The following is a 15,064-nucleotide window of genomic DNA, read 5'->3' as shown; positions in this document are numbered from 1 at the left end:
CTCTTAGGTATTGTGGAAGTCGGACAGGACTGCTCGCAGTCTGTCGAAGTTCTCGGCCGTGTAGGCGGCGTAATCAAAATCAAGTTCGGAATGCAGTTCCGAAGTCATCGACCATAGGGTCTCACGCATCAGAGACGCGCATTTCATGGCTTGGTAGGACCGCCAAAACTTGTTTGGATCGCTGCCGAAATACTGGGTCAGCATTTCGCGCTCCTGTTCTTCTGACAGTCCGTTGTTGCTGGCGAGACCGGCCAGATCGAACAGCGGCGTGTTGTACCCGCCATATTCCCAATCGATCAGCCAAAGTTGCCTGCCATCATCCAGAATGTTGGCAGCAAGAAGGTCGTTGTGCCCAATGACCATTTCCACGGGTCCGGTGGCCACAATCAGTTTGTCCTGCTCTGCCTTCAATTCTGGCAATTTGCTGACATGGGGCGAGCCTTCGGCAATCAGTCTGGTCATGTAGGTCTGGTTGACCTGATAGGGCCAGAAGGCCAGTACGGGCGACGTCAAATGCGCGCCAAGGCCCCGATGTGTCTTTATGAGAAGATCGACGATACGCGGTAGGTTTTCAGGGTCACGCACATCGTCTTCAGAGAAGGTTCGTGCCTTAAGGAATTCTAGAACCAAAACACCGGGTTCGTGGTGAACGACCTTGGGCGCCACTCCTAGTTCATAGGCCGCTTTGCTGAGCGAAAGTTCGTTCCAACGCATAACGCCGTGTTCGGGAATATCTGAACCCAGTCTCACGACATAGTCGGCATCACCGTCCGTAACCCGCAAGTTTACATTGGTAATCCCACCACCAAGTGGCGTGATTTCGGTCGGCGCCTTGAAGCAGGACAGTCCAGCGGCACGTTCGATTGCTTTGTTCACAATCCCAACCTCCTACGTTGCCCGTCGGCGGCTGCATGTACCACGCGATCGGCGATGATCGCGATGAACGCAACACACAGTCCCGCGACGATGCCTTGACCAGCATTCGCCTTGGTCAACGCGATATAAACCTCTTGCCCCAGATCGCGAGTACCAACGAGAGCGGTGATCACCAGCATCGAAAGCGCCAGCATGATGGTCTGGTTCAGTCCCAGCAAAAGATGCGGGGTCGCCAATGGAAGTTTGATCCGAAAGAGGATTTGCCGCGGGGTGCAGCCAGCCATCCGCCCGGCCTCAATCAGATGCGCCGGCACCTCGCGAAGACCGAAGGCAGCATACCGCACCGCCGGGGCAAGCGCGTAAAGCACAACCGCAATCATCGCGCTGAAGTCGCCAACGCGGAACAACATCACCACTGGGATGAGGTATACGAAACTGGGAAGGGTTTGCAGCGTGTCCATTAAACCCAGAATGACACGGCCGGCTCTTGGACGTTCTGCCGCCCAGATGCCAAGCGGGATACCGATCAGTGATGCTAGAAAGACGGATACGCCGCACAGATAGATCGTGACCATCGTTTTGCCCCACAGGCCGCTGGCCGAAATAAAGGCCATGAAAAGCATGGCCATCAATCCCATGCGCCAGCCTGCAAGCTTCCACGCGAAAAGCCCTGTAGCGATGATCCCCCACGCCCAAGGAATGCCTGTGAAGAACTTTTTGACTGGCAGCAACAGCCCTTGCAAGACCACAAGTTTGATCGCTTCGAATGCATCGAAGAAGTTGACGTTGATCCACTCGATCGAGGCCGTCCAGAACGGCCCGGTGGTGATGGTTAGGTCTTTGGGATAGGTCTGCACAGCAGGAATGAACTGGCCCAGAAGAAGGGTACCGACGATGATCGCAAATGAAGTGGATGTCCACGGGTGGCGCTTCAGGTAACTCCCGCTGCGATGCTCATGTACACCACGCGAGGCAAAAGCCTGACTGACACGGTCCAGGGCTATTGCCATGACGACGATGGCTAGTCCGGCTTCGATACCACCGCCGATATCCAGACGACGCAGGCTGGCCAGCACATCAAACCCCAGACCTCCGGCGCCGATCATCGAAGCAATGATCACCATATTCAGGGTCAACATGATCACCTGATTGACGCCAACCATCAGCGCCGGGCTGGCCGAGGGTACAAGCACCTTCCACATCATCTGATGTCTGGTGCAACCCACCATGCGCCCCGCTTCTTTGATTTCTTCAGGAACCGCCTTGAGGGCAACGATTGTCACCCGCACCATTGGCGGCATGGCGTAAATGACCGTCGCCACAAGAGCCGCAACCGGGCCAAAACCAAACAAGATAAGGACCGGTACGAGGTATGCAAAAACCGGAACAGTTTGCATAAGATCAAGAAACGGCCGCAGGAGCTTTTCGAATAGCGGGCTACGATAGGCAGCGATACCAAGCAGCAATCCACCCACCGCACCGATCGGCACTGCGATCAGAACCGACGCCATTGTGACCATGGCACTGGCCCACTGCCCAAAAACTGCAAGGTACAGGAAACAAACGCCTGTCAGGGCGCCCAAGCTCAAGTCTCTGGCAAAGTGCGCGATCAAAACCGCCACCCCGATCACCGCGATCCAGCTGAGGGACGGCGCTATCTGTACTGCTTCTGCGCCAAGACCGCTTTGGAACCCTTCAATCAGCAGATTCCGCAAGAATTGATAAGGAATTTCGATCAGCGCCGCGATGGCGCGCGTTAGGTCCCGAAAGGTGAAGAAAACAAAATGGGCCGAGTCGACAAGCCAGTCGAGCAAAGCGCTGATCCGGCTTTCGGTCGGCAATTCGTAGGCTTTCGGAAACCTGACGATCCACCGCGCATCGAGGGCCTTGTAGAGTTGAAACGAATAGGAAGACAGCAGCCAGGTGACTGCGAACAGCCCGACCCAGAACCCTGTGCTCCATGTGATCCAGCGACGCATCACTTGCGCCCCACAAGCACGTCGATCACGGCCTGTTTGTCGATCTGGCCGACTATTTCGCCGTTATTGAGCACCCGTACGGGCCCCGAGGCCGCCTCAACCTGATCGGCAATGCTTTCAACCGTCGCACGGCAGTCGACCTCTCCGGCGAAACTCTCTGACGTCACGGGCGACATGATCGTTTTGGCTCGGATGACCTTCGCGCGTGACACATGTCGCGTGAACTCTGCCACATATTCAGTGGCCGGATTCAGCACCAGTTCCTCGGGCGCCGCGATTTGTTCAATTGCCCCGTCCTTCATCACCGCAATCCGATCTGCCAGACGGATCGCCTCGTCAAAGTCATGGGTGATGAAGACAATTGTTTTCTTCAACATGTTCTGCAGACGAAGGAACTCGTCCTGCATTTCACGGCGGATCAGGGGATCAAGCGCGGAAAAGGGTTCGTCCAGAAACCACAGTTCGGGCTCTACAACCAGAGAACGTGCGATACCGACGCGCTGTTGCTGGCCCCCGGAAAGCTCGCGCGGATAATAGTTTTCCCGCCCTTCCAAACCAACTAGCGTAACCACCTCGCGGGCGCGCGCTTCGCGGGTCTTGCGATCAACACCCTGAACATCCAGCGGAAACGCCACGTTTTCCAGAACTGTCAGGTGTGGCAACAAGGCGAATTGCTGGAAGACCATGCCCATTTTCTTGCGGCGGATCTCGATCAGCTCGGCATCTGACGCGCTTAACAGATCTATACCGTCAAATTGGATAGAGCCTGCGGTGGGTTCTACCAGTCGCGACAGGCACCGCACCAATGTGGATTTGCCCGAGCCAGACAGGCCCATAATCACAAAGATTTCGCCCCGATTGATCTGAACATCGGCTGCGCGCACTGCTCCGATGACACCTGCGGCTTTCAACGCCTCTGGGTCTGGACAATCATTCTCTTGCAGAATTGTTTCGGCTCGCGCGCCGTAGAGTTTCCACACATTTCGGCAATCCAACAGAACTTGGTTGGTCATATCAGGTCTCTCGGTCTCTTTTATTCCGGTCGCTCGAAAGTAAACCGAATTGCCGTTATTGTTGTGAGGTTTTGTGTGCGCCCGCCAAAACTGGCGGGCGCAATCTTACGAAAGAGCTTAGTTCAACCAAGCTTTCCAGGTGTCTTGGTTCGCATCCATCCAAGCGGCAACGGTTTCTTCAACCGATTTGCCATTAAGATCGACCTCAGCCACCATTGCGCCCATATCGGCGTTAGAGATGTTGAAATTCACGATTGCCTTGGTGGCATCCGGGTGGCTTTCTTGCAGCCCGGCATGTGCAACTTTCCAAATCGGACCGGTTGGCTTACCGCAGTCGTAAGCCGCATCGGGGTTAATCCCGACCGACGGATCATTGTAGCACTCTACCGAATACGGCGGGAACTCCACGAATTCACCATCATATTTGGCAGGTGCCCAGTGCGGCGAATAAATCCACAAGACGATCGGTGCTTTACGTTGGTAAGCCGACTCCAGCTCTGCAAAAAGCGCGGCATCCGTACCGGCATGAACCACTTCAAAGTCCATCTCGAGGGCCTCAACACGCTCGTCGTCGAAACCACCCCAAGTTACCGGTCCACCCAGATACCGGCCCATCGGCGCGGTTTCGGCAGTGGCAAACTCGGAAGCACAGTCATTCAAAGCTTCCCAATTCGGAAGGCCGGGGCAGACATCTTTCATATAAGACGGGAACCACCACTCTTCGATTGCGTCCATCCCGGTCGAGCCAAGATTGACGACTTTCCCGGTGCCGGTTGCAGCGTCCATCGCTTCGCGGCCCGTGGTTTCCCAAATCTCCATAGCGACATGCAGATCGCCAGTTTCAAGCCCGGCAAACTGCGCGATGTAATCGGCTTGAACATATTCGACGTTGTGGCCGCCAGCTTTGAGCACCTCTCCCATCAGGGTGGTAGTGATCAACTGACCCGACCAGTCATGCAATGTAAGCTTAATCGGATCGGCGCTGTCAGCCATAACCGGAAGCGCCGCAAGTGATAATGCGGACGCAGCTGCGAGAAATTTCATTGGAAGTCCTCCCTTTTGACTCTGTGCGGCGATGTCATCTCGTGGGGGCATAGCCGTCCGACTCGCTCTGTTATGATCCAATTCCAACAGCAATCCCGCCTCAAATCAACAAATTTCAACGTTTTACTGTCGATAGTTCAGTTTCAGCGCTATAGATTGATGCAAATTGAAACTTGGACCTTTAAACAATGAGCACACATACACGTCAGGAGCGACTTCGCGCAGCCGTCGATATCACCGAGATAGCCGCGCGAACTTCGATGCGTCACTTCAGGCGCGTTTCCGGATTTGACACCAAGTCCGATGAAAGTCCTGTCACCATAGCCGATCGGGAGACCGAAGGCCGAATCCGTGATTTGCTGGAAGAGCGCTTCCCCGAGGATCACATTTTTGGCGAAGAAATGGGGCGCTCTGGTAGTTCTGACCGAACCTGGATCATTGATCCAATCGACGGCACGCGGTCGTTTATCGCCGGACTGCCTTTGTTTGGAATGCTGCTTGGCTTTCAGGATCCTTCAGACAGCCCCGTCGGGGTCATTCGGATGCCCGCGCTTGGCGAGGTTTATGCTGGCGCCCCCGGCCTTGGGGCGACACGCAACGAAGAGCCGATCCATGTCAGCCAATGCAAACACCTGTCCGAAGCCAAACTTTTTATAAACGAAGGCGACAAACTTGCCGTACAAGAGCCCGATGTATTCAAACGCCTTGTGGGCGCCGGCCAATTGCGGCGCATGGGAGCGGATTGTTACGCCCATGCGCTGGTTGCTGCGGGCTCGATAGATGCCGTCGTGGATTTCGACCTGCAGCCGTACGACTATCTACCGGTTGCGGCTGTGGTAGAAGCTGCTGGCGGGGTTATGACCGATTGGAGCGGCGCCCCGCTGACCCTGAACTCTGACGGTCGTACCCTGACCGCTTCAACCCCCGAGCTTCATGCAGAATTGATGGCGTTGGTCGCGACCTAGCCGCGCCGAACCGCCTCGACATGATCCGCAAAGCTTGGGTCTTGCATCAACGCCTTGCAACGTTCGAACCGTTCTGTCGCGTATGCCCAGAAATCTTCGGCCGGGTTGTCATCGGCATGTTGGATCAGGCCCCAAAGCGTCCAAAGCAGGTCGCACATGGCCTTGTAAATGACCATCCGACCAGTTTCAGCCGCTGTCGGCTCTCGGCCGAAATACGCGCGCATCAATTCCGCATCTTGATCACTGTCCATACCCGCCTCGACCGAAAGATCACCGACATCCCACAACGGATCGTTCATGCCGGAATATTCCCAGTCGACGATCCACATGACCGCGCCGTCATCCAGAAAATTCTCGCACAGCGGATCGCAGTGGCACGGGCTTAGCGGCAGATCGGCATTCGCCAGCACATCCTTAACCGGCTTTGCGGCTTCAACCACGTCGTGATAGCCGGCAGGCAGGTCGACATCCTTGGTCGAAAGAACCTTCAAGTAATCGTCAATCATCGCAAAAAGCTCAAAGCGGAACTCAAACATCTGTCCCGAATTGTGCAATTTGGCCAAAGCCGCACCAGCGCGCGCCGGAGATCCCTTTCGCGATTTGAACAGATCGGGCGTCATTGTCTCGATGTTCGGAACCGTCTCGGTAATCATCAATCCGGTTGCTGGATCGGCAAAGATTACCTTGGCCGACACACCTGCTTGGGCGGCGGCCTCGGCGTTATGAGCCTCTACAGCCCGATCAATATAATCTTCCGTCCCCGCCCCGGGGATGCGCACGATGACAGAGCGATCGGCCATATCAACCCGATGCACCAAATTGGTCATCCCACCAAGTCGCGTAATGCTAAGCACTTCTGCCTTTTCCAATCCCGGAGCCTTGTGCAGCGCCTCTATCACCTGTTCAGCATGTTCTGTCATCGCTTACACCTCACCTTTCAGCGCCTTGTTTTCGGGATCATACAGCGGCCCATCTACCTTGGTGATGGGATGGCGGTCGCCAAAGACCTCCAGCATGAAATCCGTTTTGTCCCAATGATCCTTGTCGAGATAACCCCGCAAAATGGTCTTACCCACACTGTGCCCAAAGCCCACAGATGTCGCCAGTGAAACAACCCGATCGCCGTCAAGGATCGTCTCTCCCCCGGTCAGCGGCAGGTTGGCATCTGTCGTAAACGTGCACAGCTTGCGCGTCAGTTTACCGGCCTTCTGCTGTTCAAGAACGGCGCGGCCCATAAAGTCTCCCTTGGACTTCAAATGCACGCGAAAGCCGACCCCGGCCTCGACCGGCGTATAATCTGGCGTCACATCCCCCGACCAGTAGATATAGCCTTTTTCCATTCGCAGGCTTTCGATCGCGCGGTAGCCGACATTTGCAATGCCCGCGCTTTGCCCGGCTTGCCACAGCTGGTCATAGACATGTGCGGCGAATTCTGTGGGAACATGCAGCTCATAACCTAATTCCCCGACATAGCCGATCCGCGCGGCCAGAACTGGTGCTGCGCCCACGATGATTTCACATGCGGTGGAAAATGGAATGGCTTGGTCCGAAACATCCGATTCCGATGCTTTCGCCAAAACTTCGCGCGCCTTAGGGCCGACGATGTTTACGACTGCCTTGCCAGAGGTAACCTCTATCAGGTGAACGGATCCGTCATTGGGCATGTTGCGTTTGATCCAATCGCTGTCATGCACCCCAAAGCCAGAGCCGGTGACCATATAGAAGCGATCCTGTGCAAGCCGGATAAAGGTCACATCTGCCTCGGTCCCGCCCTGCTCATTGCACATCTGGGTGTAGATGACCGACCCGACCGGCTTGTCCATATTTGAAACGCACAACCGTTGAAGCAGATCTAGTGCGCCAGGCCCTAGAATTTCGAACTTTGCAAAAGAGCTTTGGTCTATCAGCGCCACACGTTCCCGCACCGCCTTGTGTTCTTGCGCGGCGTATTCCTTCCAGCCTGGATTGAGGAAATCGAGCTGGTCTACCCGTGCAACCCCTTCGGGGGCAAACCACAACGGTCTCTCCCACCCGTTTTTCGACCCATAAACAGCGCCCGCGTCCTTGAGACGTTGATACAGCGGCGACAGTCGCAGTTGACGCGCAGTCTCATGCTCCTGCCCGGGATAACGCATTTTATAATGATGGGCATAGTGCTCGACCGCCCGAGGATACATGAAGGCTCGCGTGCCGTGATGCGGCCCGAACCGACGCACATCCAGCGGCCACAAATCCAATGACGGCGCACCATCGACAACCCATTCAGCGATCATCTCGCCAGCGCCGCCACCTGCCGCAATGCCGTAAAGAAAGCCTGTGGCCAACATAAGGTTGTCGAACCCAGGCTGCCACCCCATGACGAAATCGCCATCAGCAGAATAAGGGATCGGGCCATTGATCACCTGACGAATACCGACTTCGTTGACAACCGGTGTCACTTTCCCGGCCAATTCAGCCAAGGGCAAGAAACGGTCAAGGTTTTCCGGCAAAAGCTGGCGCACAAAGCGACCGGGAATTTTCGGATCACCAAATGGCAAAGTGTCGTCTTCGTAGCCGCCAATCACAAGGCGGCCACCTACGTCCGGCTTGTAATAGACCAGTCTTTCAGGGTCGCGAAGGGTTGGGTAGTGACCAATATCGCTGCCAGTAGATTCAGTGACGATATACTGGTGTTCAACCGCACAGGCCGGCACTCTGATACCCAGTTTTTCACCAATCTCTCGGCTCCACATACCAGTGGCAAGGATCACCGTATCCGCCTCATAGATGCCGTCGCTGGTCATCACCTGAGTGACGCGGCCATTGTTGACGGTGAAATCCGTGACTTCGACGCCTTGCTTGATCACGGCACCTTGTTTGCGGGCGGCACTCGCCACTGCCTGACAAAGCGATGCCGGATCCACATAGCCATCAGAGGGAATATAGGCCGCCCCCTCAAGTCCTCTCGCATCGATCAACGGAAAGAGTACTTTTGCCTCTGCAGGAGAAATGATCGACATTTCAAGCTCAAAGCTGCGCGCCATCGTGGCCAGACGTTTGGCTTCAAGCATCCGCTCCTTGGTCGCCGCCAACCGAAGCGAACCCGTTTTTTTCCAGTCGAACTGGAACCCCTCTTCGTTTTGCAGGCGGTCGTACATCTCGACCGACTTCTTCAACATGCGAGTGGTGTTACGCGATGATCGAAGTTGACCGACCAGACCTGCCGCATGCCACGTGGCCCCTTCGGTCAGGCCTTCGCGCTCTAGCAAGACCACGTCCTTTTCGCCATTTCGCGTAAGATGATAAGCGATAGAGCATCCAATAATGCCTCCACCGACAATAAGATGCTTCACCGCCGTTTTTGCCATCTCACAGCCCCTGATTTTGCTAAGGCCACGATAACCCAAAGCAACAAAAGCACAATATTTTTGTTGATTTTTGTTGATTTAAGTCGATTTGCCTAAAGGGGTCGTGTAATATACCCCTATATTTTAAACAAAAAGATCAAGCGATGTCGAAATATGAATCTCAAATAATAGAGATCGTCAATCTCCGTGGCAGCATCAGCGTGCTTAACCTCGCTAATGAATTGCAGGTCTCTGATCAAACCATCAGGCGGGTTGTCAAACCCTTGGTGGAGCGCGGTGACATCAGTAAAGTCCATGGCGCCCTCGTATCCAATCGCTCGGCACTGGATCCGCCATTTTTGGCGCGAATGTCGCAAAATAGAACTGCGAAAATCGCTATCGCTCGAGAAGTCGCCCGTCTTGTCAAGGACGGGGACAGTATCGCGATCGACACCGGATCTACCTCGGCCTTCGCGGCGCAGGCCTTGCGCGAACGCAAGAACCTGACGGTCGTCACCAATTCCGCGTTTGTGGCAAGCACTTTGGCGATGATTCCCGGCAACAACGTCTCTATGGCAGGCACCCAGTTGCGCGATCATGATGGCGCAGCCTTCGACCGTTCTGCTTTTGAGGTGATTGAGCGGATGCAGGTTGACTATGCCCTTCTGTCAGCCTCTGTCGTTGACGCGCAGAAAGGCTTTTTGGTCCATGAACAGTGTGAGGTGGATATCGCAACAGCGATGATGCGTAATGCCACGCGCACCATCATGGCGGTCGACGCATCCAAATTCTCTCCGCAAGATCGTAGACCCGCGATGAGGCAGCCAAATCTGCGGTCCGGTGACTTCTTGGTAACAGACCGCCCTGTCGACGCTGGCTTTGAAAAAGTGACCTCGTCGCTCAATATTATCGTCGCTCAAGGCTGATATAGCATTGTTAAGCGTAAACACTGATGACGTGTCAGGACGGTGCTTTTGAAGTAAGGCAAAGGTGCACGTCCTATCCCAGACAGAAGCTAGATCGCCGCCCTGCCCTTCACAGTAGATTTTTCGGCACCATCTCGGGATGCCGTAAACTAACCTAGGTGAACTTCCGAAACAGCTTTGTTTGGTCGAACGCCGCTTCCAGCGCGTCTGTTCTTGCCTTGACCGTTTCCCAAAGAATCTCTTGCACGGCGGCGATGGTACATTCGGTCAGCATCAGCAGCGGCAGGCAGGAGTCCCAGGCCGACGGCACATCTATCCGGCTGGCGAAAGTGTGCTTGGCCAACCGGTGTATCGGCGAGCGCCACTGATCAGTGAACAAAAGGACATCGGCCCCCTTCTCATGGCACATCTGCGCCATCTGTAAGGTGCCGTTTTCATAGCGCCGCACATCATAGGCAAGCAAGACATCCCCGGGCTGGAGGTCAAGAAGGTCATGCGGCCACGACCCTCCGCTGGCAACAAGCCGCACCTGCGGGCGGATCATTTGCAGATGCAAGTAAAGGTAATGGGCCACCGTCCCGGTGATCCGGCCGCCGGCAATAAAGATCGTCCTGTTCGGGTCGCTAAGCAGGGAACACAGGCTGTCAAAATCCTCGGGGTCCACATCGCCAAGCGTACGCTGTTGGTTTTCAATCCCTTGCCTTGAATAGCGGTTCAGTATGTGTTCCTCGGGTAAGTCGGTTTTCCAGACATTGCGCTTGGCAATTGGGTCTGAAATCATCTGTTTCAGCTCAGCGCGCAGCGCGGATTGAAACTGTGGGAATCCATCGTACCCAGTCTTTTGCAGCATCCGAGCAACCGTTGTTGTCGATACGCCGGCAGCGCTGGCAAGCTCGGTAATGCTGCCCAGGCCAACGATCGGATAATCGTCGAGAAGCGTGTTCAGAAGTTGCCGCTCGGACGGAGTCATCTCGTCGCGGTGTTCGATCAGTCTGGCAGAAACAGTCATGACATGTGCTCCTTTTTTGGGGTGGCACGCTGACGATTGTCAATATTTGAACAGCCTCGTCAATGCTGTCGATATTATTCCGGAAAATCATTGACAGGTAAATTTCTCCTGTCAATGATTTGACGATGGAATCGCACGTAGAAGCATCTGGCTATGGCCAGCCACTTGAAGTGAGCGCCCCTGCTCAAGGGACGCCGTTCCTGATCCTTTGTGAACACGCATCGAACCGCGTCCCGGCCTGTTTAAACGACCTTGGCGTTTCGCAAGAGGTCCTAAACAGTCATGTTGCGTGGGATCCCGGCGCTTTAGGCGTGGCGAAAACCCTGCGTCAGAAATTGGACGCCTCGTTGATCAACGGAAACATCTCGCGGTTGGTCTATGACTGTAATCGCCCACCAGAAGCTGAAAGCGCCATCCCGGCACGCAGTGAAATCCACGACATTCCGGGCAACACAAACCTGAGCGAAAAAGCAAGGATGGAACGCGTTGAAAACGTCTATGTTCCCTTTGTCCAAGCCGTAAGCGAAGAGGTCAGGCAAAAGAGAAATGACCTTGAACTTCTGATCACTATTCACAGCTTCACCCCGATTTTTCATGGCAAGAAACGGGCCGTTGAATTGGGCATCTTGCACGGCGAAAACGACCGGTTTGCCAAGGCGATGATGGAGTTACAGCCTGCCAAAGCCCCCTACGTTACTCGTCTGAATGAACCCTATGCGGCGAAGGATGGTGTGACCCATTCGTTGGACCTGCACGGAGCGCAAAACGGACTGCTCAACGTGATGATCGAGATCCGAAACGATTTGATTGCAACGCCACAGCAGCAGGACGACATGGCCAGCTATCTTTATCCCTGGATCGAGAAAACGCTGGACCATCTGCGCAACTCAAAGGTTTCGGCATGAACGCTGCTTTAGGATTTGCCCGGTTTGTCGACCGCATCAACCGTTGGATCGGTCTGGTGGTGATGTATGGCGTATTCATCCTGATGGGTATCCTGCTCTGGTCCACGATTTCAAAGACCTTTTTCGTGCCGTCGCTTTGGACACTCGAAATGGCCCAGTTTGCCATGGTTGCCTATTACATGTTGGGCGGTCCCTATTCGATCCTAGTGGGATCGAACGTACGGATGGACTTGTTTTACGGAACTTGGTCATTGCGTCGGAAAGCGACGATTGATGTGATCACCGTCCTATTCCTGCTCTTTTATCTTGGCGTGCTGCTTTATGGCGCGCTGGGCTCGACGGCTTATTCGCTTGGCTATTGGGGGTCGGCGCCAGTCGAGTTCTTCATCGGACTAATCACCGGCGAGGAAAGTATCGGCCGTATGGAGCGTTCGTCCACCGCGTGGCGTCCGTATATTTGGCCAGTCAAGACGATCATGATCGTGGGTCTTTGCCTGATGCTGTTGCAGGCCCTGTCCGAGCTAATCAAAGACCTCGCGCGCGCCATTGGCCGCGACATTCCGGATGCCAAGCTATGAGCCAAGAATACATCGCACTGTTCATGTTCGCATCAATGATGCTGATGCTTTTCACCGGGCAGCGGGTTTTTGGGGCCATCGGTGCAATTGCCGCCATCGCCGCACTTGCGCTGTGGGGTACTGGCGGTCAGGACATCCCGTTCTCTGCGGCGATGAAACTGATGAAATGGTATCCTCTTCTGACCCTGCCAATGTTCATCTTCATGGGCTACGTCCTGTCGGAAAGCCGCCTTGCAGATGACCTTTACCGCATGTTCCATGTCTGGTTCGGCAACGTGAATGGTGGGCTCGCGATGGGAACCATCGGGTTGATGGTGCTGATTTCTGCCATGAACGGATTGTCGGTGGCAGGCATGGCAATTGGCGCAACGATCGCTTTGCCGGAACTTCTTAAGCGTGGCTATGATAAGCTTATGGTCACAGGCGTGATCCAAGCCGGGTCGTCACTTGGAATTCTGGTGCCGCCGTCAGTCGTGCTGGTACTTTACGCAATGATTGCACGCCAACCGGTCGGCCAATTGTGGCTGGCAGGGATCATCCCAGGGCTGATGATGGCGGCGTTGTTCATTCTCTACATCTGGTTCCGTTGTCGGTTGAACCCAGAGTTGGGACCGGTGGCCGAAGACCTGCACGAGTTTAGCCGCGAAGAGAAAATCCGCCTACTGGGCGCCGGAATTCTACCGCTGGCGATCTTTGCCGCCATGATGGTGCCCTTTGTCAACGGCTGGACCTCTCTGGTCGAAAGTTCGGCTATTGGTGCGTTGACGGCGCTGGTGGCATCAATCCTGAAACGCCGGATGACATGGGCCGTGTTTCACACCTGTACCAAGCAGACACTGGCGATCTCTTGTATGTTCATGTGGATCATCCTTTCCGCCTTGGGCTTTGGCGCGGTGTTCGACGGGTTGGGTGCGGTCAAGGCAATCGACAGCCTCTTTACTGACCAACTAGGCCTCAGCCCCTGGGTCATCCTGATCCTTATGCAGCTTAGCTTCATCCTTATGGGCACGTTTTTGGATGACACGGCCATGCTGGTCATCGTGGCGCCACTTTACGTCCCGCTGGTCGGTGCATTGGGCTTCGACCTGATCTGGTACGGCGTTCTTTATACGATCACCACACAGATTGCCTATATGACCCCGCCGTTTGGGTATAACCTGTTCTTGATGAGGGCCATGGCGCCGCCCGAGATCGGGTTGCGAGACATCTACCGCTCTATCATCCCCTTCGTCGGCATCATGATCCTAGCGCTGGCGATTATTATGACCTTCCCACAGATCGCTTTGTGGCTGCCCGAATATGTTTACGGAAAATAACCAGAAGGCCTGAAAGGCACACATTTCAACACCTGAATGGAGGTATCAAAATGACCAACACGACAAGACGGAAGTTCTTAAGTACTGCTGCGGCTGGCGCGGCGGCGGCCCCGTTGGCGACACCAGCACTGGCCCAAAGCACGATCAAGTGGCGGATGCAGACCTATGCCGGCCCGGCACTGGCCGCGCACGTTATCGATCCAGCGATTGAAATGTTCAACAAGATCGCCGGTGACCGGATGCAGATCGAACTGTTCTACGCAGATCAGCTGGTTCCCACAGGCGAGTTGTTCCGCGCCATGCAGAAAGGCACCATCGACGCGGTACAATCGGATGACGACTCGATGGCCTCGCCCACCGATGTGACTGTGTTTGGCGGCTACTTCCCGTTCGCCTCGCGCTATTCGCTCGACGTACCAGTTCTGTTCAATCAGTACGGCCTGAATGAAATCTGGGACGAGCAATATAGCGCCGTGGGCGTCAAGCATATCAGCGCCGGTTCCTGGGACCCCTGCCACTTTGCGACTAAAGATCCGATCCGCAGCCTTGCAGACCTCAAGGGAAAGCGAGTCTTCACCTTCCCGACCGCGGGCCGCTTCCTGTCGCAGTTCGGCGTCGTACCGGTGACCCTGCCATGGGAAGACATCGAGGTTGCCGTGCAAACCGGCGAACTGGACGGTATCGCGTGGTCGGGCATCACCGAGGACTACACCGTCGGCTGGGCGGATGTGACCAACTACTTCCTGACCAACAACATCTCGGGCGCCTGGGCCGGTTCGTTCTTTGCGAATATGGACCGCTGGAACGAGTTGCCTGACGACCTGCAAACCCTGTTCCGGGTGTGCTGTGATCAATCCCACTACTATCGCCAGTGGTGGTACTGGGGTGGCGAGGCCAACCTGCGTGTCAACGGCACCAAGATGCAACTGACCTCGATCCCCGACGAAGAATGGGCACAGGTCGAAAACGCGGCCGTTGCCTTCTGGGACGAGATCGCTGCTGAAGGTGAAGTACAGGCGAAGGTAGTTGATATCTTCCGGAAGTATAACGCCGACATGCAGAAAGCCGGACGGCCCTATCGCTACGGCTAAAGTACATGCAAACTGCGCGGGTGGGTCAACTCACCC

Annotated in this window: 13 protein-coding genes; 6 read left to right on the top strand and 7 right to left on the bottom strand. The window is 55.2% G+C overall.

Going from position 1 to position 15,064, the window contains the following annotated elements; genetic code table 11:
- Positions 1-3: 3 nt before the first annotated feature.
- The 4 genes from CLM58_RS12715 to CLM58_RS12700 all read right to left on the bottom strand — a co-directional run bounded on the left by CLM58_RS12715 (position 4) and on the right by CLM58_RS12700 (position 4,912).
- Positions 4-876, bottom strand: a complete 873-nt coding sequence (locus CLM58_RS12715; protein ID WP_229666103.1) for a choline/ethanolamine kinase family protein — start codon at positions 874-876, stop codon at positions 4-6.
- Entirely contained in the window at positions 873-2,855 is a 1,983-nt protein-coding gene (locus CLM58_RS12710) for an ABC transporter permease (protein ID WP_095596276.1), read from the bottom strand. The genes CLM58_RS12715 and CLM58_RS12710 overlap by 4 nt, the downstream gene beginning before the upstream one ends.
- On the bottom strand, positions 2,855-3,868 hold the full coding sequence (locus tag CLM58_RS12705; protein ID WP_095596275.1) for a quaternary amine ABC transporter ATP-binding protein: 1,014 nt from the start codon (positions 3,866-3,868) through the stop codon (positions 2,855-2,857). The genes CLM58_RS12710 and CLM58_RS12705 overlap by 1 nt, the downstream gene beginning before the upstream one ends.
- Positions 3,869-3,985: 117 nt before the next feature.
- Complete coding sequence (locus CLM58_RS12700) at positions 3,986-4,912, bottom strand: ABC transporter substrate-binding protein (protein ID WP_095596274.1); 927 nt, start codon at positions 4,910-4,912, stop codon at positions 3,986-3,988.
- Between the two features lie 188 nt (positions 4,913-5,100).
- Between CLM58_RS12700 and CLM58_RS12695 the strand changes: the two genes are divergently transcribed.
- Complete coding sequence (locus CLM58_RS12695; protein WP_095596273.1) at positions 5,101-5,877, top strand: inositol monophosphatase family protein; 777 nt, start codon at positions 5,101-5,103, stop codon at positions 5,875-5,877.
- Here CLM58_RS12695 and CLM58_RS12690 read toward each other — a convergent pair.
- Together CLM58_RS12690 and CLM58_RS12685 are read right to left on the bottom strand one after the other, a co-directional pair.
- Positions 5,874-6,797 (bottom strand): phosphotransferase, encoded by a 924-nt coding sequence (locus CLM58_RS12690; protein WP_095596272.1) that lies wholly within the window; start codon positions 6,795-6,797, stop codon positions 5,874-5,876. The genes CLM58_RS12695 and CLM58_RS12690 overlap by 4 nt on opposite strands.
- A gap of 3 nt (positions 6,798-6,800) precedes the next feature.
- Positions 6,801-9,209, bottom strand: coding sequence for a GcvT family protein (locus CLM58_RS12685; RefSeq protein WP_233133115.1), 2,409 nt, complete (start codon positions 9,207-9,209; stop codon positions 6,801-6,803).
- Positions 9,210-9,367: 158 nt separating this feature from the next.
- Between CLM58_RS12685 and CLM58_RS12680 the strand changes: the two genes are divergently transcribed.
- Positions 9,368-10,129, top strand: a complete 762-nt coding sequence (locus CLM58_RS12680) for a DeoR/GlpR family DNA-binding transcription regulator (protein WP_095596270.1) — start codon at positions 9,368-9,370, stop codon at positions 10,127-10,129.
- Between the two features lie 154 nt (positions 10,130-10,283).
- Here the strand turns inward: CLM58_RS12680 and CLM58_RS12675 are convergent, their stop codons facing one another.
- The gene (locus tag CLM58_RS12675; protein ID WP_095596269.1) at positions 10,284-11,138 is read right to left on the bottom strand and encodes a MurR/RpiR family transcriptional regulator; all 855 of its coding nucleotides are present in this window, start codon (positions 11,136-11,138) and stop codon (positions 10,284-10,286) included.
- A gap of 125 nt (positions 11,139-11,263) precedes the next feature.
- Between CLM58_RS12675 and CLM58_RS12670 the strand changes: the two genes are divergently transcribed.
- From CLM58_RS12670 to CLM58_RS12655, 4 genes are read left to right on the top strand one after another with little or no spacing between them, the layout of a single operon-like run.
- A complete protein-coding gene (locus tag CLM58_RS12670) occupies positions 11,264-12,043 on the top strand; it encodes an N-formylglutamate amidohydrolase (RefSeq protein WP_095596268.1) in 780 nt (259 codons plus the stop codon).
- Positions 12,040-12,621, top strand: coding sequence for a TRAP transporter small permease subunit (locus tag CLM58_RS12665; RefSeq protein WP_095596267.1), 582 nt, complete (start codon positions 12,040-12,042; stop codon positions 12,619-12,621). The genes CLM58_RS12670 and CLM58_RS12665 overlap by 4 nt, the downstream gene beginning before the upstream one ends.
- Positions 12,618-13,937, top strand: a complete 1,320-nt coding sequence (locus CLM58_RS12660; protein WP_095596266.1) for a TRAP transporter large permease — start codon at positions 12,618-12,620, stop codon at positions 13,935-13,937. The genes CLM58_RS12665 and CLM58_RS12660 overlap by 4 nt, the downstream gene beginning before the upstream one ends.
- Positions 13,938-13,987: 50 nt before the next feature.
- Entirely contained in the window at positions 13,988-15,028 is a 1,041-nt protein-coding gene (locus tag CLM58_RS12655; RefSeq protein ID WP_095596265.1) for a TRAP transporter substrate-binding protein, read from the top strand.
- The last annotated feature ends 36 nt before the right edge of the window (positions 15,029-15,064 follow it).

It is taken from the genome of Actibacterium pelagium (assembly GCF_002285415.1).
Lineage (GTDB): Bacteria > Pseudomonadota > Alphaproteobacteria > Rhodobacterales > Rhodobacteraceae > Actibacterium_B > Actibacterium_B pelagium.
The sequence above is the reverse complement of the archived record's forward strand: the minus strand, read 5'-3'. Positions and strand labels throughout refer to the sequence as shown.